The 21938-nt window shown below is 65.1% G+C and carries 22 protein-coding genes and 1 pseudogene; 11 read left to right on the top strand and 12 right to left on the bottom strand.

Annotated features, from left to right (window positions below; genetic code table 11):
• The first annotated feature begins 27 nt into the window (after positions 1-27).
• A complete protein-coding gene (locus C7C56_RS13460) occupies positions 28-231 on the top strand; it encodes a hypothetical protein (RefSeq protein ID WP_106757895.1) in 204 nt (67 codons plus the stop codon).
• A 207-nt stretch (positions 232-438) separates the two neighbouring features.
• On the opposite strand, the gene C7C56_RS13455 is transcribed toward C7C56_RS13460, so the two are convergent.
• The gene (locus C7C56_RS13455) at positions 439-1782 is read right to left on the bottom strand and encodes a sigma-54-dependent transcriptional regulator (RefSeq protein WP_106757894.1); all 1344 of its coding nucleotides are present in this window, start codon (positions 1780-1782) and stop codon (positions 439-441) included.
• The gene (locus C7C56_RS13450; RefSeq protein ID WP_106757893.1) at positions 1779-3638 is read right to left on the bottom strand and encodes a sensor histidine kinase; all 1860 of its coding nucleotides are present in this window, start codon (positions 3636-3638) and stop codon (positions 1779-1781) included. Before C7C56_RS13450 ends, C7C56_RS13455 begins: the two co-directional genes overlap by 4 nt.
• Before the next feature lie 170 nt (positions 3639-3808).
• Here C7C56_RS13450 and C7C56_RS13445 point away from each other — a divergent pair, with 170 nt between their 5' ends.
• Together C7C56_RS13445 and C7C56_RS13440 are read left to right on the top strand one after the other, a co-directional pair.
• Positions 3809-4357 carry a hypothetical protein gene (locus tag C7C56_RS13445; protein WP_146204475.1) on the top strand — a complete coding sequence of 183 codons (549 nt, stop codon included), beginning with the start codon at positions 3809-3811 and terminating at the stop codon, positions 4355-4357.
• Positions 4358-4369: 12 nt separating this feature from the next.
• Entirely contained in the window at positions 4370-5194 is an 825-nt protein-coding gene (locus C7C56_RS13440) for a fatty acid desaturase (protein WP_106757891.1), read from the top strand.
• On the opposite strand, the gene glcF is transcribed toward C7C56_RS13440, so the two are convergent.
• Genes glcF through C7C56_RS13425 form a run of 3 tightly spaced genes read right to left on the bottom strand, consistent with a single transcriptional unit; the run spans position 5191 to position 8946 of the window.
• The gene (gene glcF / locus C7C56_RS13435; RefSeq protein WP_106757890.1) at positions 5191-6414 is read right to left on the bottom strand and encodes a glycolate oxidase subunit GlcF; all 1224 of its coding nucleotides are present in this window, start codon (positions 6412-6414) and stop codon (positions 5191-5193) included. The genes C7C56_RS13440 and glcF overlap by 4 nt on opposite strands.
• A gap of 4 nt (positions 6415-6418) precedes the next feature.
• On the bottom strand, positions 6419-7465 hold the full coding sequence (gene glcE, locus C7C56_RS13430) for a glycolate oxidase subunit GlcE (protein ID WP_106757889.1): 1047 nt from the start codon (positions 7463-7465) through the stop codon (positions 6419-6421).
• A complete protein-coding gene (locus tag C7C56_RS13425) occupies positions 7465-8946 on the bottom strand; it encodes an FAD-linked oxidase C-terminal domain-containing protein (RefSeq protein WP_106757888.1) in 1482 nt (493 codons plus the stop codon). Before C7C56_RS13425 ends, glcE begins: the two co-directional genes overlap by 1 nt.
• A gap of 84 nt (positions 8947-9030) precedes the next feature.
• Between C7C56_RS13425 and C7C56_RS13420 the strand changes: the two genes are divergently transcribed.
• Both C7C56_RS13420 and C7C56_RS13415 read left to right on the top strand, forming a co-directional pair.
• A complete protein-coding gene (locus C7C56_RS13420) occupies positions 9031-9585 on the top strand; it encodes a cob(I)yrinic acid a,c-diamide adenosyltransferase (protein ID WP_106757887.1) in 555 nt (184 codons plus the stop codon).
• Between the two features lie 13 nt (positions 9586-9598).
• Positions 9599-10612: a hypothetical protein gene (locus C7C56_RS13415; protein WP_146204474.1), complete on the top strand. Its 1014-nt coding sequence runs from the start codon at positions 9599-9601 to the stop codon at positions 10610-10612.
• Between the two features lie 19 nt (positions 10613-10631).
• On the opposite strand, the gene C7C56_RS13410 is transcribed toward C7C56_RS13415, so the two are convergent.
• From C7C56_RS13410 to C7C56_RS28180, 3 genes are all read right to left on the bottom strand, one after another.
• Complete coding sequence (locus tag C7C56_RS13410; protein WP_106757885.1) at positions 10632-10943, bottom strand: helix-turn-helix domain-containing protein; 312 nt, start codon at positions 10941-10943, stop codon at positions 10632-10634.
• Positions 10930-11307, bottom strand: coding sequence for a type II toxin-antitoxin system RelE/ParE family toxin (locus C7C56_RS13405; protein WP_106757884.1), 378 nt, complete (start codon positions 11305-11307; stop codon positions 10930-10932). Before C7C56_RS13405 ends, C7C56_RS13410 begins: the two co-directional genes overlap by 14 nt.
• A 402-nt stretch (positions 11308-11709) precedes the next feature.
• A complete protein-coding gene (locus C7C56_RS28180) occupies positions 11710-12027 on the bottom strand; it encodes a hypothetical protein (protein ID WP_146204473.1) in 318 nt (105 codons plus the stop codon).
• 51 nt (positions 12028-12078) lie between these two features.
• On the opposite strand from C7C56_RS28180, the gene C7C56_RS13400 reads away from it, so the two are divergent.
• From C7C56_RS13400 to C7C56_RS13385, 4 genes are read left to right on the top strand one after another with little or no spacing between them, the layout of a single operon-like run.
• Complete coding sequence (locus tag C7C56_RS13400; protein ID WP_106757883.1) at positions 12079-14652, top strand: hypothetical protein; 2574 nt, start codon at positions 12079-12081, stop codon at positions 14650-14652.
• Positions 14645-14935 (top strand): molecular chaperone DnaJ, encoded by a 291-nt coding sequence (locus tag C7C56_RS13395; protein WP_106757882.1) that lies wholly within the window; start codon positions 14645-14647, stop codon positions 14933-14935. The genes C7C56_RS13400 and C7C56_RS13395 overlap by 8 nt, the downstream gene beginning before the upstream one ends.
• Positions 14932-15585 carry a nucleotide exchange factor GrpE gene (locus tag C7C56_RS13390; RefSeq protein ID WP_106757881.1) on the top strand — a complete coding sequence of 218 codons (654 nt, stop codon included), beginning with the start codon at positions 14932-14934 and terminating at the stop codon, positions 15583-15585. Before C7C56_RS13395 ends, C7C56_RS13390 begins: the two co-directional genes overlap by 4 nt.
• Before the next feature lie 14 nt (positions 15586-15599).
• A complete protein-coding gene (locus tag C7C56_RS13385) occupies positions 15600-17339 on the top strand; it encodes an Hsp70 family protein (protein WP_106757880.1) in 1740 nt (579 codons plus the stop codon).
• A gap of 309 nt (positions 17340-17648) precedes the next feature.
• Here C7C56_RS13385 and C7C56_RS29900 read toward each other — a convergent pair whose 3' ends face one another.
• Entirely contained in the window at positions 17649-18236 is a 588-nt protein-coding gene (locus C7C56_RS29900; RefSeq protein ID WP_229458759.1) for a hypothetical protein, read from the bottom strand.
• A gap of 285 nt (positions 18237-18521) precedes the next feature.
• Here C7C56_RS29900 and C7C56_RS13370 point away from each other — a divergent pair, with 285 nt between their 5' ends.
• Together C7C56_RS13370 and C7C56_RS13365 are read left to right on the top strand one after the other, a co-directional pair.
• Complete coding sequence (locus C7C56_RS13370) at positions 18522-19235, top strand: transposase (protein WP_106757877.1); 714 nt, start codon at positions 18522-18524, stop codon at positions 19233-19235.
• A 166-nt stretch (positions 19236-19401) separates the two neighbouring features.
• Positions 19402-19749: an ORF6N domain-containing protein gene (locus C7C56_RS13365; RefSeq protein WP_267874698.1), complete on the top strand. Its 348-nt coding sequence runs from the start codon at positions 19402-19404 to the stop codon at positions 19747-19749.
• A gap of 97 nt (positions 19750-19846) precedes the next feature.
• Here C7C56_RS13365 and C7C56_RS13360 read toward each other — a convergent pair whose 3' ends face one another.
• From C7C56_RS13360 to C7C56_RS13350, 3 genes and pseudogenes are all read right to left on the bottom strand, one after another.
• Complete coding sequence (locus C7C56_RS13360) at positions 19847-20353, bottom strand: hypothetical protein (protein ID WP_146204472.1); 507 nt, start codon at positions 20351-20353, stop codon at positions 19847-19849.
• A gap of 3 nt (positions 20354-20356) precedes the next feature.
• Positions 20357-21121 (bottom strand): hypothetical protein, encoded by a 765-nt coding sequence (locus C7C56_RS13355; RefSeq protein ID WP_146204471.1) that lies wholly within the window; start codon positions 21119-21121, stop codon positions 20357-20359.
• Positions 21102-21938, bottom strand: a pseudogene (locus tag C7C56_RS13350) (GspE/PulE family protein); the annotation flags it as partial. The pseudogene C7C56_RS13350 and the gene C7C56_RS13355, both read right to left, overlap by 20 nt.

The following is a 21938-nucleotide window of genomic DNA, read 5'->3' as shown; positions in this document are numbered from 1 at the left end:
TGTCCACACTAATCAAAAGGACACAAAATGAACATCCTCAAAAACATGGAACTGGTTTTCATCGTCGCCCTTGCACTGACCGCCGTGACGGCGATTGCGGCATCGCCTTCAGCGCCGGCACGCGCACCGGTCGCGGCGCCAGCCGTCGAAGTTATCGACACTGAGATGATGACGGTCGTGGTCAGCGCCAAGCGCATGACGCCCGCGCAAAAAGCCGCACCCGACGCGTAAAGCGTTCCAGGCTCCCGCACGGTCGATCGAACAGATCCCGTGCGAAGGGCCTGCCCGAAGTAATCCCGGGCCATATCAATAACCAAATTGCGTCAGAAATCGCGTCGTAAAAACACCCCCACATCGTCCTCGCGGATGCGGGGACCCATAGAACAGTTGCTCTGAGCCACCGATCTATAGGTCCCCGCATCCGCGAGGACGACGGCGCTAACGCAAGCCGTGCCGCCGCATCTTGTTGAGCAGCCCGACACGCGAGATCCCAAGCTGCCTGGCCGCGTGCGTGTGGTTGTGCCGGCTCTCCTCGAGCGCGGCCACGATCAAGCGCTTCTCCAACACCGCCAGCTGGGCCTCGAGCGGCCCGGCCTCGGCCTGCTGCGCGGGCGCCGCCACCTCGCCGCAGGCGAGCGCCAGATCGTCGACCGTAATCTCGCTTTGCTTGCCCGCCAACGCGGCCGCCGTTTGCACACAATGCTGCAACTGCCGCACATTGCCCGGCCACGCGCGCGCGCCGACCCATTCGAGCGCCGGCGCCGCGAGCCGCTTGGCACCGTCCGCAGCGGCGGCGATGGCCTGCGCGATCGGCGCCACATCCTCGGCCCGCTCGGCCAGCGCCGTGGTCCGCAAGCCGATCCCCTTGAGACGGTAGAACAGGTCGTCGCGGAACGTCTTCTCGTCGATCATCGCGGCCAGGTCGCGGTTGGTGGCGGCGACGATGCGCACGTCGACGCGCTGTTCGGCGCGCCCCCCGATCGCAAAGAAACTGCTCGACTGTAAAAAGCGCAGCAGCTTGACCTGCATCGCCAGCGGCATCTCCCCGACCTCGTCCAAGAACAAGGTGCCGCCGTCAGCGGCGGCGATCAGGCCGATGCGGTCGCGGTCCGCGCCCGTGAAACTGCCCTTGCAATGGCCGAACAACTCGCTCTCGAACAGCTCGCCCGGAATGGCGCCGCAATGGACCGCCACGAACGGCTTGCCGGCGCGTTTGCCATGCCCGTGAAGGGCGCGCGCGACGAGCTCCTTGCCGGTGCCGCTGGGTCCGGTGATCATGACCGGCACATCGGTCGGCGCGATGCGCCGGATCAGGGAGCGCAGTTCGCCCAGGTCGGCGCTGGCGCCGATCAGGCCCATGGTGCTGTCGTCCTGCAGTCCGCGCGCGCGCCACTGCGCCAGTTCGTGCTCGAGGCGGCGCTTGGTCAGCGCGCGCTCGACCACCACGCGCAACAGGTCCGGGTCCAGCGGCTTGGGCAAAAAGTCCCACGCCCCCAGGCCGATCGCGCGCAGGGCCAGTTCGCGGTCGGCGTGGCCGGTCATGACCACCACCGGCGCCGGCGCAAGGCCAGGCAGCAGCGCCAGGCCCTCCTCCGGCGTGAACGACGGCGGCAGGGCCAGATCGAGCAGCACCAGGTCGAAGCTGTGCTGCGCCGTCAGCGCGTGCACTTGCTCGGCCGTGGCCGCCATCATGACCTGGTAGCCGAGGCTAGAGAGCCACGCGCCACACAGGCGTTGGAAGGCCGGTTCGTCGTCGACAAGCAGGATGCGTTGCATGGTCATGGGGTGTCCGGTAAGTGGAGTTCGAAGCAGCAGTTCCAGCCGACCCGCGTGACCAGCTCGACGCTGCCGCCGTGCGCCTCGGTCAGGCGGCGCACGATCGCCAGGCCAAGTCCGGTGCCGCCCGGTCGCCGCGTTTTAAATGGCTGGAACAGCTCGCCCGCAAGGTCGGCCGCCACACCCGGACCGTTGTCGCACACGCGCAGCGCGATCCGCTGGCCGGGCGCCGATGCGGCCTCGATCCGCACGCGCGGGTCGGGACGGCCGCGCAACATGGCGATCGCATTGTTAAGCAGGTTGCCCAGAATTTGTTCGCCGCGCATGCGGTCGATGTGGGCATTCAAGCCCGCGTCGATGGCGATCTCGATGTTCGCCCCGGGATGCGCGGCGGCGACCGAGCGCGCCAGTTCGGCCACGTTGACCGGTTGGCGGTTGAGGCGCACTTCGCCCGAGTAACTGAGCAAATCCTGGATCAGGTGGTCGGCCCGTTCGATCTGGGTGCGGATCTCGGCGCGCGTCTCGGGCGGGCACGACACGGCCGCCATGCTGATTATGTTGAGCGGGTTGCGCAACTCGTGCGCCACCGTCGCCGACAGCCCGCCCAGCTCGAGCAGGTGGGCCTGCTGCAGGCTGCGCTTTTCCTGTTCGGCGTAACGCAGCAGCTGGTCGAGCCGCGCGGCCGCCGCCGCCAGCAGGGCGCCAAACACCTCGCCGACCCGCTGCACGGTCGGGGTGGCGCCCTCCCACCCGATCAAATCGCTGCGCCAGTTAGGCAAGGGCTGGCCGGCTTCGAGCTTGAGGTAGCAATGCACGCAGGGACCGCCACCGGGCGCGGGCGCGGTCGCGGCCAGCACGACGCTCATCGGCTGGCGCAGGTGGGCGCCGAGCGTGTCGGCGGCGACGGTTTCGAGCGTCTGCCAGTTGCCGGCCGCCTCGAGCCGTTCGCGCCACTCCGCGAGCACGCCCGCCTCCAGATGGGCGCCCGGGAAAATCAGCTTTTCCATCGCGCGCCGGGTCGGCCCTTCGAGCACCAGCGTGGCGCCCAGCATCATGGTCCCCAGCAGCCAGAGCTGCCACAAGGGCAGCGCCGCGAAAGGCGCAAAACCGGTCTGCGCCACCAGGCTGATACACAGCGCGGCGATGGCCACCGTCGCCACGCTTAGCGCCAGCCACGCGAGGAAGCGGTTGGCCCACAGGTTGACCGCCATCAGGTCGTAGCGCAGGATGCCGAACACCAGCAGCGCGGCGTAGAACGGCAGCAGGATCACGCTGTACGGAAAAATCGGAATCCCGAACGAGGCGTTCAGGAACATCAGTGTCGCCACCGAGCCCCAGATGCCTGCCAGGCACAAGGCCACGATCTGGCCGCGCTTTTTGGGCCCCGCTGCCGGCCACGCCAGCAGCAGCAGAACATACGCCCAGGTGCTTGTGAAGGTGACGAAGATGCCGGGCACCCAGCCCCATGTGGGGAACACGTAATAGCGCGCGAAGCCGAGCCAGGGCTGGAGCTGCCCCATGTCCCAGATCCAGATCGCCAGCACCAGCGACACCGCCGCCGCATACCAGGCGAGCAGGCGGCCCTTGTGCAGGCGGCCCAAAAAGCTCAGCACGAAATGCAGAAAAAATACCGTGTTCAGTGGCCCGGTGTTGACCAGCATTTTGCCGAACTGCGCCACCTGGTCGTCGCCGAGGTTGATCGCGAGCTGGCCGGTGCCCCACAGGCCGATGCCCATGCAAAACAGCGCGAGCGGCCGCATGCCCGTCTGCTGGCCGGCCTTGACCCACAGCCATGCCGCGAGCAGGAAGCTGATCACCCCCTGGAGGGCGAGCGAAAAATAGTAGAGGCCGTACAGGTCCATGGGGAGGTGTCCATCGCGTTGATAGTCAAACCGGCTCAACTATATAGGAAGCTTACAGCCAGCGGGGAGGCTAAAACGAAAAAGCCAATCAAAACAAGCCCTTAGAAAGGGCCTGCAAGTGGCATGGCGATTGCGTATGTAAACGTAAAACACAATCGCCGGAGGAAGCCATGAGCACACTGATTCACACATTGTCCGTATCGCTGTTTCCATCGCGGATGGCCTGGATGCGCTTGAACCGCATACTCGCCTGGGCGCTGCTCATCTCACCCGTCGTGCAGCTTCTGATGGGCACCAACTTCTGGCGCGCCCTGCCCTTCGACTTCGCCTTGCTGCTTGGCCACGGCGCCTTGTCGCTCGTGCTGTTCGGCGTGCCCAAGATGAAGGGGAAAGGTCTGTCGACGCCGATGCTGGGGTTCGGCATCCGTGACATCGGCATGAGCGCCCGCAACGACTTTTTGCTGAGCGGTTATCGGATCGCCATGGTCGTCGTCGCCGGCATGTTGGTCTGGGCGCACCCCCTGCTTTGGATGACCATCCCGACGGCGTTCTATTCGATCCTTCGCTTGCCTGTCTCGATCATCGAGCACCTGTACAACGCCATCGTCTACGCCTTCAAACGTTGGGGCGTGGGTGGCCGCACCTCCGACTTCGCCGAATTGATCGTCACCGCCTACTTCCTGCTGTCGATCGCCAACCTGGTCGTCAACTACAAATAACCGGAGATTGCGATGCTTACCACTGCCGCGAACCGGCGCAACGCCGGCCTGCCAAACCTGAAGGCGCTTGGCCACGACCTGCTGCTCGCCACCACGTTCCAGCGCACGCTGTGGCCGATGCTGCCGCTGATGACCCTGGCCGCGTTTGCAGGCGCCTTTACGCTGGACTGGTATCTGCTGCTGCCGCCGATTATGATCGCGCACTTTCTGGTGTCGGTGACGTTCACGCACGACGTCGTGCACGGCGCCGCAGGCGTGAACCGGCGCCACGCCGATTGGATTTTGTTTGGAATGAGCCTGGTGCTGATCGAAAGCGGCCACGCGTTCCGGCATACGCACCTGCATCACCACAGCCACTGCCTCGACGACGACGATTTCGAAGGGGCGCCGGCGCGCATGACACTGGGCGAGGCCCTGCTGGCCGGGCCGTTCTACTTGCCGCGACTATGGCTCGAAGCCATCCGCACCACCAAACATGCGCGCGAGCGGCGCTGGATGATGGCGGAATTGGGCGCGGCACTGGCGCTGATTGCGGCGGCCGTCGCGCTGCTGCAATGGAGCGGCGCGCCCCTCGCCTATTTCGGATTGATCTGGGGCGGCAGCTTTCTCTACCCGCTCACGACGGCCTGGCTGCCGCACTACAAGCCAACCGATGCGGTGCTGGGACAAGCGCGCACCCTGCGCGGCAAGTTGGTGCCGGCCTTGCTTTGCAACCTGTCCTACCATCTGGAGCACCATCTGTATCCACAGGTGCCGAGCTTTAACCTGCCGACGCTGGCGGGCCGCCTCGACCCGTATTTTGCCGAGCGCAGCTACCATCCTGTCGCCGTGTATTAGACCGCGAGCGCGCGGTCGACCAGTTCGATCCAGTGGCTGACCGGCGTGTCGGTGCCCGACTGCAGGTGCGCGATGCAGCCGATGTTGGCCGAGACGATCAGCGCGGCGCCGGTGGCCTTTAAATCGGCGAGCTTGCGGTCGCGCAGTTCGGTGGCGAGCGCCGGCTGCAGCACCGAATAGGTGCCGGCCGAGCCGCAGCACAGGTGGCTGTCGGCGCACAGCCGCACGTCGACACCGGCCGCGCGCAGCAGCCCTTCGACCTTGCCCCGCACCTGCTGCCCGTGCTGCAGGGTGCATGGCGGATGCCAGGCCACGCGCTCGCTGATTTTCCCGTGCAGCTTTTGCGCCAGCGCCGCCTCGAACTGCGGCATCACTTCGCTGAGGTCGCGCGTGAGTTCGGAGATGCGCCGCGCCTTGTCGGCGTAGGCGCTGTCGTGCGCGAGCAGATGCCCGTAGTCCCTGACGGTGGCGCCGCACCCCGACGCTGTCATGACGATCGCTTCGACCTGCTCCACCAGCGGCCACCACGCGTCGATGTTGCGGCGCATGTCGTCGAGCCCGCGCTCCTGGTCGTTGAGGTGGTAGCGCAGCGCGCCGCAGCAGCCCGCCTTTGGCGCGACCACGAGCTGTACCCCGAAGGCGTCGAGCACGCGCGCGGCGGCGGCGTTGATGTTGGGGCCCATCGCGGGCTGCACGCAGCCGTCGAGCACGAGCATCTTGCGCGCGTGAATGCGCGCGGGCCAGGCCCCGGCCGCCGGTGTGCGCACGAGTTTGTCTTGCAGCGACTTCGACAGGAGCGGCCGGAACAGCTGGCCCGCCTTGAACGCTGGCGTGAACAACCACTTGCGGGGCAGCGCCTCTTTGAGCACCATCCTTTTGACGCGTTCGGCCAGCGGGCGTGGCACGCGCTGCTCGAGCACCCTGCGCCCGATGTCGGCCAGCCGCCCGTATTTGACGCCCGATGGGCAAGTCGTCTCGCAACTGCGGCAGCTCAGGCAGCGGTCCAGGTGGGTCTGCGTTTTTTGGGTGACCGGCGCGCCTTCGAGCATCTGCTTGATCAGGTAGATGCGCCCGCGCGGGCCGTCGAGTTCGTCGCCGAGCAGTTGGTAGGTCGGGCAGGTCGCCGTGCAAAAGCCGCAGTGGACGCAGGCGCGCAGGATAGATTCGGCCTCGTCGCCGTCCCGCGTGCCCTTGATGAAATCAGCCAGATTGGTTTGCATGGTGTCAGTACATCCGTCGCGGGTTGAATACATTGTGCGGATCGAAGGCCAGCTTCAGGCGCTCGTGGATCTTGCCCACCGCCGGCGCCAGCGGATGGAACACGCCGACGCTTTTGTCGCCCCCACGGAACAGCGTCGCGTGGCCGCCCGCGGCGGCGGCCACGCGCCTGATGTTGCGCGCCATGTCGGCGTCGGCGTCGACCTTGAGCCAGCGCTGCGCGCCGCCCCACTCGATCAACTGCTCGCCCCTGAGGATGATCGCGCTGGCCGCCGGCGGCACCGACAGGCGCCAGATGCTGGCCCCTTCAAAAAAGGCGTGCCGCTGATCGCGCAAGGCGCGCCAGAAAGCGTCGGCGTCGGGCACCGCGTCGCCGCCGAGCACGCGCAATGCGGCGGTGATGGCCGCGTCGGCACCGGACAGGCGCAGCGTGAGCACGCCGTTGTGCCAGCAACTGGCCGACAATGGCAGCGGCTGGCCACCCCACGCGTTAAGGCGGGCGATGGCGTCGATCTCGCTCATCTCGAAGCGGATGGTTTGTTCGCGCGTGGGGCGCGGCAGCACCTTGATCGAGTGTTCGAGCATGAGGCCGAGCGTGCCGAGCGAGCCCGCCAGCAGGCGCGAGACATCGTAGCCGGCCACGTTCTTCATGACCTGGCCGCCAAAGGTGAGCACCTCGCCCTTGCCGTCCATGAGCACCGTGCCCAGGACGAAATCGCGCACGCCGCCACTGGTGGCGCGGCGTGGCCCGGCCAGGCCGCTGGCGACCGCGCCGCCGAGGGTGCCGCCGTCGCAGAAGCGGGGCGGCTCGAACGCGAGCATCTGGTTCCGCTCCGCGAGCGCGGCCTCGATCTCGGCCAGCGGCGTGCCGCAGCGCGCGGTGATCACCAGTTCGGTCGGTTCGTAATCGATGATGCCGCTGTGGGCGCGCGTGTCGAGCGGTTCGCCGTCGAAAGCCTGGCCGTACCAGTCCTTGCTGCCGCCGCCGCGCAAGCGCAGCGCCGTCTTGTTGGCGGCCGCCGCGAGGATTTGTTCCCTGAACTGTTCGACCATTAAAAGCGCTCCAGATGGGCGAACCGCAGCAGGCCCGCCGAGACGCGCATCTTGCCCGATTCGGCGCAGCGGTTCAGGGTGGGAATCGCCTTGTCGGGGTTAAGCAGGCCGTGCACGTCGAAGGCGCGCTTGACAGCGTGGAAGGCGGACAGTTCGGCGCTTGAAAACTGCACGCACATCGAACCGATCTTCTCGACACCGACGCCATGCTCTCCCGTGATGGTGCCGCCGACCTCGACGCACAGCGCCAGGATGGCCGCGCCAAACGCCTCGGCCCGCGCGAATTCGCCCTCCTTGTTGGCGTCGAACAGGATCAGCGGATGCAGGTTGCCGTCGCCCGCGTGGAACACGTTGGCGCAGCGCAGGCCGTACGTTTCCTCCATCTTTGCGATCCCGGTCAGCACCTGCGCCAGGCGCTTGCGCGGGATGGTGCCGTCCATGCAGTAGTAGTCGGGCGAGATGCGGCCCGCCGCCGGAAACGCGTTTTTGCGCCCCGACCAAAAGCGCAGCCGCTCCGCCTCGCTCTGCGACACGGCTATCGCGCTCGCGCCGGCGTTGGAGAGCACCTCGGTCATGCGCGCGATTTCCTCGTCGACCTCGAGCGCGGTGCCGTCGGCCTCGCACAGCAAGATGGCGGCGGCGTCGGTGTCGTAGCCGGCCTTGACGAAGGGTTCGACCATGCGCACCGATGTGCGGTCCATCATTTCGAGCCCGGCCGGGATGATGCCGGCGCCGATCACGCGCGCCACCGCATTGCCGCCGGTGACGATGTCGTCGAACGAGGCCATGATCACGCGCGCCTTTTCGGGCTTTGGCACCAGCTTGACGGTGACCTCGGTGACGATGCCGAGCATGCCCTCGGACCCGATGAACACGGCCAGCAGGTCGAGGCCGGGCGCGTCGAGCGATTCGCCGCCAAGCTCGATGATGTCGCCGTCGATGGTGGCCACGCGCACGCGCAGCACGTTGTGCACGGTCAGACCGTATTTAAGGCAATGCACGCCGCCCGAATTTTCGGCCACGTTGCCGGCGATGGTGCAGGCGATCTGCGACGACGGGTCGGGCGCGTAATACAGGCCATGCTGCGCGGCGGCGTCGGAGATGGCGAGGTTGCGCACGCCGGGCTGCACCACCGCCACGCGCGAGAGCGGCTCCATGCGCACGATGCGGTTCATCCGCGCGGTCGAGATGACGACGCCGTTGGCCAATGGCAGGGCGCCGCCCGACAGGCCGGTGCCGGCGCCGCGCGGCACGATCGGCACGTTCAGTTCGCGGCATAGGTTGAGGATCGCGAGCACCTGCGCCTCGGTGTCGGGCAGCGTGACGAGCATCGGCAACTGGCGGTACGCGGCCAGGCCGTCGCACTCGTAGGGGCGCGTGTCTTCGGGCGCGGACAGCACGCAGCGCTCGGGCAAAATGGCAAGCAGGGCGGCGTTGACCAGGCGTTGGCGCTCGGGGTCGATCGGGAGGGATGCGGACATCGGATGATTGTAAGACATTCGGTCAGGCGCCGTGAAAAACGGGTATGCTCGCCCTATTCTTTTTTGCTAATACAGGATAACCAAATGGGTAACCGACTTTCTAAGATCGCCACGCGCACGGGCGACAATGGCACCACCGGCCTGGGCGACGGCAGCCGCACCGAAAAAGACAGCTTGCGCGTGCATGCGCTGGGCGAGGTCGACGAGCTCAACTCCTTCGTCGGCCTGCTGCTGTGCGAAGACATGCCCGCCGCGCTGCGCGAGGAACTGGTCTCGATCCAGCACGATTTGTTCGACCTGGGCGGGGAGCTGTGCATTCCGGGGTACAAACTCATCACCGACGAGCACGTCGAGCGGCTTGACGGTTTGCTCGAAAAGTACAACGCCGACCTGCCGGCGCTGAAGGATTTCATCCTGCCGGCCGGCTCGCGGGCAGCGTCGGTCGCGCATGTGTGCCGCACCGTGTGCCGACGCGCCGAACGCGCCATCGTCACGCTGGGCAAAAACGAGACCATCAACGAACACCCGCGCCAGTACGTGAACCGGCTGTCGGACCTGATGTTCGTGCTCTCGCGCGTGCTCAATCGTTTTGCGGGCGGCAGCGATGTGCTGTGGCAGCACGAGCGCAAGCGGGGCTGAAGCCGATAAAGCCATGAAATATCCCGCTGTCATTCTTTGCGCGATATTGGCGACAGGCCTGCTCGGCTCCTTGGACGCGCTGGCTTGTCGCCCTTCCGGTATTCCCGAAAGGGTTCCGACAAAAGCCGAACTCCTTGCCCAGTCCGACATGGTTTTCTCCGGGAAAGTGGTTGACGTTGAAACGGAAGCCAAAGATCAACTCTATGGTTTCCGGTTCGAGGTGGCGAATTACATCAAGGGCAAAGGCGCGGCGACGCTCCGGGTCTTTACTGGCATGCCAACAACCTGCCCCGGTGACATCGAGCCGCTGAAAGTCGGGGAATGGTGGACGGTATATGTTCGTCGAAACGCGGCGGACGGAAGATTTTTCATCCGAAGTCTCGACACAGTATGCGCACCAGGCGCAGACCCGACACCCGGTTCACCCCTCGGTTATTGCTCGAAAGTGCAAACGGAAGCCGTCAAGGTCGACGATGTCCTTATCGATGCCGGCTCGAGCGTATCGTTCGGGCCCGACCGTTCGAGGAAAAGCATGGGGTCCGTGCTTTTGCGCGGTCGGAGCACCTTCGCCGGTATCGCCCTTCCAGCCGGGACCGAGTGGTTCCCAACAATAAAACAATTCCGATTCTCGCAAGAAGTTGCGATCGGACCCGCGCGGCTGACGGGTCAAATGCGCCTTATGTACATTGCAGCGGAAGATAAAATCCACGGCGCATACTATGCCGCGCTGGACCGGCAGCAGATAGGCAATATTACGCTCGACGGCACCCCGGTTTATCAAGTGCGGTTTGCGGCACCCGGGTTTGCGGTCCTCGATGCCACTTTGGATCAACCGGGCGTTATCAGGGGAATTCACGTCGCGGACTACATCAGGTTTTCGCCCTCCGGCAAGATAGCGAGTTTCCGCGCCGGACGCGACCAAGTCATCGACGGGGTTCGCCTGAAGCGCTGCGACAATGTGGTTCTGGTTGAGGGACGCGTCGTGGAACAAGCCTTCTACAATCCATGCGGTGCGTCAAAGCAGTAGCGGCAGCGGTAGCGGTTCGTCAGGCCAACGCGTCCAAACCTTTTCGGTCGGCCAGGTTTAATAGTTTGAGTGAGGGGCCGTTTGGCTGTTTTTGCCCCTGCTCCCATTTTTGGACGGTCGACGTACTTATATTGAGGTAAGCGGCGAAAACCGCTTGGCTGGCCTTGAACCGGAGGCGCAAGCCCTTAATTTGCTCAGCGCTGTAGGTTCGCATGGGCGCGAGGCATAGCGCGTCGAACTCACGCATCGTTGTCGCATCCATCGTCCCGGACGCATGCAGTCCCCGTGCGGTCTCGTGCAACACGTCAAGCAACTTCTCATGTTTGATCATTTATCACCTCGATCAATTCCCCTGCCTTGATCGCTTTCGCGAGAGTCTCACGGTCATACGATAGCAAGTGGGAAGCCATTTTCTTTAATGCCTGCAACTCTTTGTCGTCGATATTGTCTCGCTGATTCTTGGCAAAGCCATAAAGGAAGAACGTTTTCTCCCTCGACTTGAACGCCAAAATCGTTCGTACGGCGCCACTCTTTCCGCGACCGCCGATGCTGATACGCTTCTTGTAGACATGGCCGCCCAGATTGACATCGATTAATCCAAGCTCCATCTCCGCGACTACATCGCATAGCGTCCGTTCATTCAGACCTTCCTTCGTGGCCCATCGGGCAAACCACTTTGTCTGGAAGATTTGCATGTTGGCCTTAAGCTTAAGGTATGCGATAAGTATAGCACTAAGTGTCACAATACGAATCGGATCAACTGTCTGCTATTGTCCCCGTCGCGCCCCCTCTACGATCCGTTGTTGGCCAGGATCACGCCGCCACTGCTGCCCGGCGTCGAATTAATGCGTGCCGCATCGGGTCAACCGTTTCCGACAAACAGTGGTCGGTCCCCTGCTCGCTGCTCGTTACAGCATCGCGACCAGCAAGTTCAGGCGGCAGGCTGCGGGCGCCAGGGGCGTACGGGTTGAGAACCGGATCCATAAATACCTTTTTTAGAGAGTTTATGCTCCTGAGATAAATTAGATAATCTACGTAGCAATGTCAACGGAATGATGCCCGCCCCCCCGGGAAATACGTTTTTCTTCATGGGGACCTCAGAGGCTGAGAGTTTTTCGGGCGTGTCCGAGCAGCCAGCCAGAAAGCGGCAGATCGAGGCACAAAGCACAGCCATAGCGGGCTATGGCGAGCATTTGCAACGACGAACTGGCGCTTTCTGGCGTGATGAGCGGGCATGATCGAAAGACTCTCAGCCTCTCAGCCCCAAGGCGAGATACAAACTTGGCGACTAAGTGCCGCAATGGTGACAAAGAAAACGTCTGTACCCGCTCTTGCCCGGCCGCAAGGCCACCAAGCAGAATACGCCCTTCCCCGCGGCTAAGTGCCGCGCGCACCCGGCCGAACGGTTGATTCATGGGCCATTTCCAGCTAAAATCCCCGGCCACCACTTCCCCTCCCCCACACCCATGTCGCGCAAAAACAAGCCCGCCAAACCGGCAGCCAAGGCCGCCAATCCGGTAGCCAAGGCCGTCCCGATCGCGGCCCGCGATAGCGCCACCCTGGCAACCGACGCTGCGGCCGCGTACGCGGGCGCGCACTTCAAAGAGGCGACCGAGCTTTACAAAGAGCTCGTCAAGCGCGAGCGGCGCCCCGAATGGGTCGACGCCCTGGCCGCCTGCTATGCAGGCCGCGCGCGCGGCCTGGCCGACAAGGGCATGCACAAGGAATCGCTGGTGCTGTGGCGCAACCGCCACCAGTTGTGCGGCAAGCCGCTGGTCGAGGGGCCGTATCTGCGCTGGCTGTTGCCGGCTGGCGAAAAGGGCGAATTGTTCCGGCTCCTGCGCGAGGGCGCGCTCCAAGGCCCCGAACTGGCCGAGCTCGAAACCCTGATGGCGCCCCTGGTGCTGGCCGCGCCCGACAAGGAGTTGTCCGGGTTGCCCGCCGACAGCGCGCTGCTGCGCCAGCGCCCCGCCGTCCTCGCCGCCCTCGACGCCTACGGGCGCGCCGATTTCGACGCGATGGCCGGCCAGCTCCAAGCGATCCCGTTCCGTTCGCCCTACCGCGACCTCAAGCCGATGCTCAAGGCGCTGGCCCAGTTGCATGCCGATCCCGCCGCCGCGGCCGAGGCGGTCGCGCGCCTGCCGACCGAGACGCCGTTCGCGCGCATGGCCGCCGTGCTGCGCGCGGCCGTGATGCCGGCGCCGCAATGGCTCGCGGCCATGTCCGGGCTCGACGACGACAGCCGCCACATGCTGCTCGACGTCAAGGGTTACGCCACCGCCCTGCGCCCGATGCTGTTCGAGCTTGCCAAGCAGGGCGCAGCGCCCGCGCCGACGGCGCTGTTCGACCTGCTCGCGCGCCACCGCCGCGTGCTGCCCGAGGGCGCGGCCGCCGCCCTGTGCCTGCGCCTGCTGCCGCGCGCGCCCGGCCGCATGGCCCAATACGAGAGCTTGTTCGGCAGGCTCGCCGAGTCCGTGCGCGAGCACGTGCTGGCCCTGGCCGCCGACGCCAGCGGCGACCAGGGCGCCGCGCGCCACTGGCGCCGCATGGCCGAGTTGATCGGCGCCGACGCTGCCCAGCATGAGCGCGCCGCGCTGGTCTGGTGGCACCTGGGCGATCCCGGGCGCACCGACCTCGCCCCCCACGCCAGGCTCGACTATCTGGAGCGCAGCGTGGCGCTCGACCCGCGGCGGCAGGCCCCGCAACTGGCGCTGGTCAGGACGCTGCGCGCCGGAGGCGCCCCCAGCCTTGCCGCCACAGCGCTCAAGTCCGCCCTCGCCAGGTTCCCGCGCGACGTGCCGCTGCTGCTCGAGGGGGTCCACATGGCCCTCGCGACCAAGGCCTTCAAGAAGGCCTACGGGCTGGCCAAGCAGGTGCTCGAACTCGATCCGATCAACACCGGGGTGCGCGCGCTGACCGGCCAGGCCCTGCTGTCGCACGCGCGCAAGCTGCTCAAGGCGGACAAGCGCGAGGCCGCGCGCAAGGAGCTCGCGGCCGCGGCCGAGTGGCTGCGCACGCCGGCCGAACAGGCCGCCCTGCACCTGCTCGAGGCGTTCGCCCACGACGGCGACGCCCCGCATGCGCAATGGCTGGCGGTCGCCGACGAACTGGGCGGCTCGGCGGCGGCTGCGTTCCTGCTGCGGCTCGAGGCCGCACGGACCGGGCGCATTCCGGATGAATTGCTGGCGCGCGCCGGCCTGGCCAAACTCACCACGCCGTCGTGCGCCGGGGTGCTCGCGCTGGCGCAGGCGCTCGAGGCGGCGGCCGGCGAGGCAAGCCTCGCGCGCACCGCGCTGCGCCCGTTGCACGTGGCCTTGCGGCAGGCGGCCGGCCACGATTATGCCGAGGCCGACCAAGCGCGCATCTGCGCCGCGTTGCAGGCCATCGACGACTTCGACCTGCTCAAATTCTTCGCCGCAAGTGCGCTCAAGCGCTGGCCGCAGCGCCCGCTTTTCGTGTATTTCTTCATCTTGGCACGCCATGACAACGTTCTCGCGGACATCACGGAGGACGGGTACGACCTGCTCAACGAAGCCTGCAAACGCGCCATGGACGAGGGCGACATGCGCACGCACGGGCGCATCGACCGGCTGCTCGACGAAATCGACAACATCGACGACTTCGATCCGTTCGGCGGCCCGGCGGGCGGCGGGTTTTCCATGCCGCAGATGCTGTTTCGGGCCATGCTCGAGACCGGCGGCGAGAAAGCCTTCATGAACATGGCCAACGACATCCTCGGCGCCGCCGTGGTCAAGTCCCTCAAGGAACGCATGGCCGGCGACAAAAAGGCGTTCCACACCGTCCTGATCGACCTGATGGTCAAGGCCGGGCCACCGGCCATGTTGCCACGCCTGCCGCAGTTCGAGCCGGCGCAGTTCGAGCCGGCGCAGTTCGTCCCACCGGGCCCGGCGAAAAAACCGGCGCCCGCCAAAGCCCCTCCGAAGCAGCGATCGGAGCAAAAGCCGGAGCAAAAACCGGAACAAAAACCGGACAGAAAAACGGACCAAATAATGGACCAGAAGGACTTGTTCAATGACTGACCCCTACCGCATCCTCGGCCTCGCGCCGGGCGCCGGCGACGCGGCGATCCGCGCCGCCTACCTGGCCGCCACCCGCGCCTGCCCGCCCGAGCGCGACCGCGTCCGCTTCGAGCAGGTGCGCGGCGCCTACGAGGCGATCTCCGGCGAAGCCGAGCGGCTGTCGCACGCGCTGTTCTCGCACACGGCGCCGACCCCGGCCGACGTGCTCGGCGCGCTCGACGCCGGATCGGCGCCGCAGATCGTGCCGCCGGCGCGCCTGCGCGCCGTGCTGGGCGCGGCATGAGCGCGCTCGACCCCGACGCGCGCGAACGCCTGATCGCGCAATTCGAGGCCTGCCTCGACCAGGACGGCGCCGCCGACGCCCCCGCGGGCGAGGCCGTCGACCTGCGCGACCTGCTGGCCGAGGTGGCGATGCTCAAAAACGAGATCCGGCTCGAGTCGCGCCAGTTCAAGGGCATGCTCGACGAGATGCGCGCCCTCGGCGAGAGCCTGCGCGGGCAGAACGAGCGCCTCGCGCGCGAGCTCGAACGCGCGCGCGAGCAGGCGGCGGGCGCCGCGCGCGAGGCCGGGCGCGGCCCGCTGCTCGACATGCTCGACCTGCACGACCGGCTCCGGGCCGGGGTCGAGGCGGGCGCGGCGCACCGGCCCGGTTTGCTCGCGCGCCTGGCGCCGGGCAGCGCGCGCCTTGCTGCCAGCCTGGCCGAGGGCCAGGCCCTGACCCTGCAAAGGCTCGACGAGACGCTGGCGCGCCACCGGGTGCGCCCGCTCGAGGTGCTGGGCCGGCCGCTCGACCCGCACCAGATGCGCGCGGTCGGGGTCGAGGCGGTCGCCGGCACGGCCGACGGCATCGTGCTGCGCGAGGCGCGGCGCGGCTTCTTCCTCGACGGCGAGCTGCTGCGCGCAGCGGAAGTCATCGTCAACAAGATCACCTAAGAAAGAGACAGAACATGAACGACATCATCATCGGGATCGACCTCGGCACCACCAACTCCGAGGTGGCGGTATTGCGCGACGGCCGCGTGGAGGTCCTCTCGGTCGGCCCCGGCACCCGCATCCTGCCGTCGATGGTGGGGCTGGCCGACGACGGCGCCCTGCTGGTGGGCGAGGCGGCGCGCAACCAGTACGTGCTGCGCCCGGAATCGACGGTGCGCTCGATCAAGCGGCGCATGGGCGAGGACGCGCCGGTCGAGCTGGGCGGCAAGCAGTACAGCCCGCAGGAGATCTCGGCCATGATCCTGCGGCGCCTTAAAAAAATCGCCGAGGACCACCTGGGGCAACCGGTCGGCAAGGCCGTGATCACGGTGCCCGCGTATTTCTCCGACACCCAGCGCCAGGCCACGCGCGAGGCGGGCCAGATCGCCGGGCTCGAGGTGGTGCGCATCATCAACGAACCGACCGCGGCGGCGCTGGCCTACGAAAGCGGGCACGAGGGCGCGCGCAAGGTGCTGGTCTACGACCTGGGCGGCGGCACCTTCGACGTCTCGGTGGTCAACCTCGAAGGCGACGTGGTCGAGGTGCTGGCCAGCCACGGCAACAACCACCTTGGCGGCGACGACTTCGACGAGCTGATCGTCACGCTCGCGCTCGACCATCTGCGCGAGCTGCACGGGGACGACCTGGCGCTCGCGGCGGGCGCGCAGGCGCGCGTGCGGCGCGCGGCCGAGACGGCCAAGATCGCCCTGTCGGACCAGCCCTTCGCCACGCTGTCGGAGGAATACCTGCTCGAGCGCGGCGGCGTGCCGGTGCACCTGTCGCTCGAGATCTCGCGCGAGCGCTACGAGCAGATGATCGCGCCGCTCATCGACGAAACCATGGACGCGATGCACACCGCGCTGGCCGGCGCCGGGCTGACCGCGTCCGGCATCGACGAAATCCTGCTGGTCGGCGGCGCCACCCGCACCCCGCTGGTGGCGCGCCGCCTCGAGCAGATGCTCGGGGTGCAGCCGCGCGGCGAGCTCGACCCCGACCTGTGCGTGGCCATGGGCGCGGCGATCCAGGCCGGCGTGATCGCCGGCGCCAAGACCTCGGCGGTGCTGGTCGACGTGACCCCGTACACCTTCGGCACCTCCGCGCTGGCCGACCTGGACGGCGAGTACTATCCGCACTGCTTCGTGCCGCTGGTGCGCAAGAACACCGCGATCCCGGTCTCCAAGAGCGAGGTGTTCTACACCAGCTACGACGGCCAGGAGAAGGTCGAGGTCATGGTGTACCAGGGCGAGCACCCCGACGCGCTCGAGAACATCGAGATCGGCCGCTTCATGATCGACAACCTGCGCCCCAACGCGCCGGCCAACAACCCGATCGTGACCACCTTTTCAATCGACGTCGACGGCATCTTGCATGTGAGCGCGCGCGAGAAGGAGACCGGGGTCGAACAGTCGATCACCATTGCCAACGCCATCGCGCGCTTCGAGGACGACAAGCTCGAGCAGGCGCGCGCGCGCGTGGACACGCTGTTCGGCGACGAGGCGCCGGCGGCCGGCATCGTCGGAGAGCGCCGGCACAAGGTCGAGGCGGTGGCGCTGATCGAAAAGGCGGCGCGTTTGCTCGACCTGGCCGGGCCCGAGGACGGCGAGGACCTGGTCGACGCGATCGAGGCGGTCAAGGACGCGCTCGACGGGCCGGACGAGGCGCTGCGGGAGGCCTCGGGCGCCTTGGCCGACCTGATCTACTACCTCGAGGGCTAGGGCGTGGAGCGCTGCGGCGCCTGCCGCGCACGCATGGGGGACGAGGAGGTATGCCCGCGCTGCGGTTGCGATTTCAGCCTGGCGATCCGGGCTGAACGGCAAGCGGCACTGCTGCTCGGGCGGTCGGTCGACGCATGGGCGGATGGCCGGCAGGAGCGCGCTCGCGCGCTGCTGGCCGCGTCGCTGACCTTGCACAGGACGCCATTGGGGCTCGCTCTCGGGGACATGCTGGAGCGGCCGTTTCGGCGATGAAAGCAGGTGGGCCGGGACCATGTCGGTTGAACCGGCGGCGTGGACGGTTTGCCTAGATCACTTACCAGCGCGCGGCATTGGGACGAAGGCGATGCAGTTCACGAGATTGACTATGGAAAGCATAATGTGACTGTCAGTCTCTTCAGGGGCGACGCCGGCAAGCCATTTGGACAGTTCCGTTGTGACGAACGCCAGCAGGGGTTTTTCTGGAAACGTTATTAGGTATTTCTTCATAGCGCGCGTGTTTTGGCCGGGCCCTAGGCGCCCCATATCTTCGCCGACCCGGACCGCGGCAATGTACCGGCCGAGTTGCTTTTCCTGTTCAGCTTCTGTGATCAAAGGCCAGTTTAAGCCCGCTTGCTTCATGGCTTGGAAGCAGATGAGCAGCATTTCGATCGGGACCTCCATCTTCGACAGCGAAACGCCCATGCGCGGGAGCACCACCACGGAAGCGAGCATGTTAGGCTGAACACGGGATAATTCGCCCGCCAGAATTTCTTTTTGCGCTATGTTCATGGCGCGGATCATGACGATGGCGTCAGCAAGCGCCGTCATGGAGATGCGGCTCATTCCAACACAGCAGTTGTTGACATCACGCTTTGTTCGCGTCTTGTCCACGCCATGCAGTTTTCTATTTTTCGGCATTTCTCACCAACTTGTTCACTAGATTTTGACAACACTCCTGACTGCGACGGCGCACTTGCCACGCCCGCAGTCGGGGTCGAGATTGGCGCGAGCGCCTGAAATGCGATGCGGGATGGCCGCCTGCGGAAACGGGGTAGGACAGGCGGCACGCCTAATTCTCGCATGACATCGCGAAAATACTCCAAGCCCGATTTCGCTCGCTGCCCCCGTACAGATGTTGAGAGTGATCAGCCGCACGCCTTCATCAACGGATAATCTGACTCTTTGATTTTCTGCGAGCTATCCATGCCCCGCCGCGCCCGCCTGATGCTTCCCAATGTGCCCATTCATCTCATCCAGCGCGGCAACAATCGCCAAGCCTGCTTTTTCGCCGACGAGGACTTCCGATTCTATCTGCACTGGCTCGGCGAGCACGCCCGCAACAACGGGTGCCATGTTCACGCCTACGTACTCATGACGAACCACGTCCATCTGATCATTTCCGCCGCAGCGTCTGGATCAACAGGAGACATGATGAAAGCCCTCGGGCAACGCTACGCCCAGTACGTGAATCGCACGTATCGACGCAGCGGAACACTGTGGGAGGGGCGCTTCCGCTCATGCCTGACACAAGATGAAGGCTACCTCCTGGCCTGTCATCGCTACGTCGAACTCAACCCCGTACGCGCCAACATGGTCGAGCATCCCGCCGAATATCGCTGGTCCAGTTACCGGGCCAATGCACAAGGCGAGTTAGATCCGTTGCTCCATCCACACGCCTCCTACGACGCGCTTGGCGCCGACCAAAACAGCCGACAAGCCGCGTACCGCGAGCTGTTTCGATTTGAACTGGCGCCCGATCTGGTCGATGACATTCGACGCGCGACCAACGGAAACCTCGCGCTCGGCGATCAACGCTTCGCGGCGCAGATCGAGGCCGCACTTGGGCGCCGAGCCGCCGCAGGCACGCCAGGCCGACCGCGCAAACCGCCGGCGCCAGTATCTGGATACCTCTTTTAGATTCCAGCGCTTCCAAGAAACAGGGGTCTGTCCACCGCGTCCCACCAAACGCTGGACCCCGCCCGCCGCGCCGACAAGCAAGACCAATTCTTCAAAAACGAAGTGATGACTACGACCAACCAAGCCACCATCGGCACCACCGTCGCGAATTGAGCGCCACATTTTATTGGTTCGCGAACAGAAAGTGATGCTCGACGCCAATTTGGCTGGGCTCTACGGCGTCACCACCGGCGCCCTGGTGCAGGCTGTCAAGCGTAACCTGGATCGGTTCCCGGACGACTTCATGTTTCAGCTTAGCGCCGACGAGTGGGAGGCTTTGAGATCACAATCTGTGATCTCAAACGTCGGCCGGGGTGGCCGCCGCTACGCACCATACGCCTTCACAGAGCAAGGCGTGGCGATGCTCTCTTCGGTGCTGGGTAGTGCGCAGGCGATCGCGGTCAATATTGAAATCATGCGCGCCTTTGAGCGTCTGCGCGAAGTCATCCTATCGAACAAAGCGGAAACGGGGTAAGACGGGCGGCGCGCCTAAATTTCGCATGACATCGCGAAAATACTCCAAGCCCTATTTCGCTCGCTGCCCCCGGTGTCCGAACGCGATCGGATCCGACTCAAAATTTTCCACGAATTTCAAACTCCACGAAAACGAGGCCCTCCCGCTTCGCCGGCTGCCGTCGCACCAGATGCACGGCCCGTAGGTGAGGCTGCATGGTCAAAGCATCGAGATATTCAATGAGAGCCGCGTTATCCTTTGCCTCCCCTCGTAACATGAGGTGCCGGTGCACCTTGTCTGGCACAAATTCCAAAAGCTCGATATCTTTGGTCGCAGCACCTTCGATCGCCTTGAATCCACGATTCCAAGGGAATTCACGATCATCTTTCAGCGTTTGCCATTGCTTGGCCTGCTCGGGATCCATAGGCTTGACGGCGGGGATAGCAAACCGCGCCAATCGCACGCGCACCCTTTCGTTCTCCAACGCTTTGGCAGCGACCACACGTTCTTGGCGTTCAATAGCGACGCCTATCAACATGGCGCCCAGCAACAGTGCACCCGCAGCACTCCAACCTAACGCTGATAAGCGGACGCGTGGACGCAGCAGTTTTTTATGTCTATTCACCGTTTAGCTCCAGGCATCGCGCTTCACGCGCGTATATTTCGCTTTAGGCGCGCATGCTGTGATCAGTTCGTGCCAAGCGGTGTCGTCGGCGCTGTCTGCGGACCAGTCGGCCACGCTCGCGATCTCGTGTGCGCCTGCGAGGCGCCGAAGCAAACGCGACAACGATTCGGGGCCTCTCTTCGTCGTCGGTTCCATCGTGTAGTCCACCAACCCGCTTGCCCCGTACACCAAGGCGCTCGTCCGGTTTGTCTCACGCAGGATCAGGACCGATGTTTTGCCGTTGCCCGCACGCCTATGGCGACCGAAAGCCGCGGCTGTGACCGGCAAAACGGAATCGAGCCGCATTCCATGCGTTTGGATAATTTCGTTGAGCAGGTCCAACCAAGCGGTCGGCAGCGCATATGCCAAGCCCATCGCTCGGTAGTGCCGGAAATAGCTGTTCATTGTCCAACCGTCGTTGACGGTCTGGCCGATTTGTTCAAAGCATGCGTCGGCGTAGGCGTCCAGCTCTTCCGGCCCGCTCAATGCATCTTGCCAAGGCAAGCCGACAATTGCAGCAACGCTATCGGACACGGTCAGCGATACTGTGCAAGTACCTTTGCTTGTGTGCGCGTACTCGCCCAGCAGGGCGTCGAAAGCGGCAAGCATGCCTTGCGCATCGCCGGCGCCCAGCGGGATCTTGCGCACCAACTCGTCGGCAGGCGTGCGCAGCCAACATTGATCCGGAAACAAACCGGCGTGAAGTCGCTTAGGCCACAAACGTAACACGGTTCACCTCCTGTAATGTGGTCTGTCCATCGCGCACCAGTTCCAGCGCGACATCACGCAAGAAGCGGGTCCCCTGCTTGCGCGCCTGTTCCTTCAGTATTCGGATCGACGCGCGGGCAATGATCATTTCACGGATTTCATCGGTCAGGCGCAGCACTTCCGCGACCGCACGGCGTCCCTTGTAACCCGTGCCCCGACACTGGGTGCAGCCCGCGCCGGCGCGGAAACGATAGCGCTCGGGATCGCGCACATCTGCTTCGGCCAACAAGTCGGCATCTACCGTAACGTCGCGCACGCAATGGGGGCAGTTAAGCCACAGCAGGCGCTGCGCCACCACGCCGGTAAGCGAGGACACAAAACTGTAAGGATCGACGCCCATGTGCATAAACCTGCCGATCACGTCGAAGGTGTTGTTGGCGTGGACCGAGGTCAATACAAGGTGCCGGTCAATGCCGCTTGCACTGCGATCTGCGCGGTTTCGGGATCGCGGATTTCGCCGACCAAAATCTTATCGGGATCATGCCGCAAAATCGACCGCAGGCCGAGCGCGAAGGTGAGCCCCTTTTTTTCATTGACGGGGATTTGGAGCACGCCGGGTAATTGGTATTCGACCGGATCCTCAATCGTGATGATCTTGTCCTCGTCGCGATTGATCTCCGTGAGTGCTGCGTACATCGTCGTGGTCTTGCCGCTGCCGGTCGGGCCGGTGACGAGCATCATGCCGTAAGGCTCGGAGGCGAGGCGGCGCATCAGGCGCACGGTCTCCGCGTCGAACCCGAGCGAATCTAGTGTAAGTTGTTGGCGCCGACCGAATATT

Source organism: Massilia glaciei (genome assembly GCF_003011895.2).
Lineage (GTDB): Bacteria > Pseudomonadota > Gammaproteobacteria > Burkholderiales > Burkholderiaceae_D > Telluria_A > Telluria_A glaciei.
This window is presented reverse-complemented; position numbering and strand designations above follow the sequence as displayed.

Coding starts and splice junctions, on each gene's coding strand:
- C7C56_RS13410 (WP_106757885.1), bottom strand. CDS start 10,943: ATGATCAAACATGAGAAGTTGCTTGACGTGTTGCACGAGACCGCACGG.
- C7C56_RS13395 (WP_106757882.1), top strand. CDS start 14,645: ATGACTGACCCCTACCGCATCCTCGGCCTCGCGCCGGGCGCCGGCGAC.
- C7C56_RS13455 (WP_106757894.1), bottom strand. CDS start 1,782: ATGACCATGCAACGCATCCTGCTTGTCGACGACGAACCGGCCTTCCAA.
- C7C56_RS13390 (WP_106757881.1), top strand. CDS start 14,932: ATGAGCGCGCTCGACCCCGACGCGCGCGAACGCCTGATCGCGCAATTC.
- C7C56_RS13425 (WP_106757888.1), bottom strand. CDS start 8,946: ATGTCCGCATCCCTCCCGATCGACCCCGAGCGCCAACGCCTGGTCAAC.
- glcF (WP_106757890.1), bottom strand. CDS start 6,414: ATGCAAACCAATCTGGCTGATTTCATCAAGGGCACGCGGGACGGCGAC.
- C7C56_RS29900 (WP_229458759.1), bottom strand. CDS start 18,236: ATGCCGAAAAATAGAAAACTGCATGGCGTGGACAAGACGCGAACAAAG.
- glcE (WP_106757889.1), bottom strand. CDS start 7,465: ATGGTCGAACAGTTCAGGGAACAAATCCTCGCGGCGGCCGCCAACAAG.
- C7C56_RS13460 (WP_106757895.1), top strand. CDS start 28: ATGAACATCCTCAAAAACATGGAACTGGTTTTCATCGTCGCCCTTGCA.
- C7C56_RS28180 (WP_146204473.1), bottom strand. CDS start 12,027: ATGAATCAACCGTTCGGCCGGGTGCGCGCGGCACTTAGCCGCGGGGAA.
- C7C56_RS13415 (WP_146204474.1), top strand. CDS start 9,599: ATGAAATATCCCGCTGTCATTCTTTGCGCGATATTGGCGACAGGCCTG.
- C7C56_RS13440 (WP_106757891.1), top strand. CDS start 4,370: ATGCTTACCACTGCCGCGAACCGGCGCAACGCCGGCCTGCCAAACCTG.
- C7C56_RS13450 (WP_106757893.1), bottom strand. CDS start 3,638: ATGGACCTGTACGGCCTCTACTATTTTTCGCTCGCCCTCCAGGGGGTG.
- C7C56_RS13445 (WP_146204475.1), top strand. CDS start 3,809: ATGAGCACACTGATTCACACATTGTCCGTATCGCTGTTTCCATCGCGG.
- C7C56_RS13385 (WP_106757880.1), top strand. CDS start 15,600: ATGAACGACATCATCATCGGGATCGACCTCGGCACCACCAACTCCGAG.
- C7C56_RS13400 (WP_106757883.1), top strand. CDS start 12,079: ATGTCGCGCAAAAACAAGCCCGCCAAACCGGCAGCCAAGGCCGCCAAT.
- C7C56_RS13405 (WP_106757884.1), bottom strand. CDS start 11,307: ATGCAAATCTTCCAGACAAAGTGGTTTGCCCGATGGGCCACGAAGGAA.
- C7C56_RS13370 (WP_106757877.1), top strand. CDS start 18,522: ATGCCCCGCCGCGCCCGCCTGATGCTTCCCAATGTGCCCATTCATCTC.
- C7C56_RS13420 (WP_106757887.1), top strand. CDS start 9,031: ATGGGTAACCGACTTTCTAAGATCGCCACGCGCACGGGCGACAATGGC.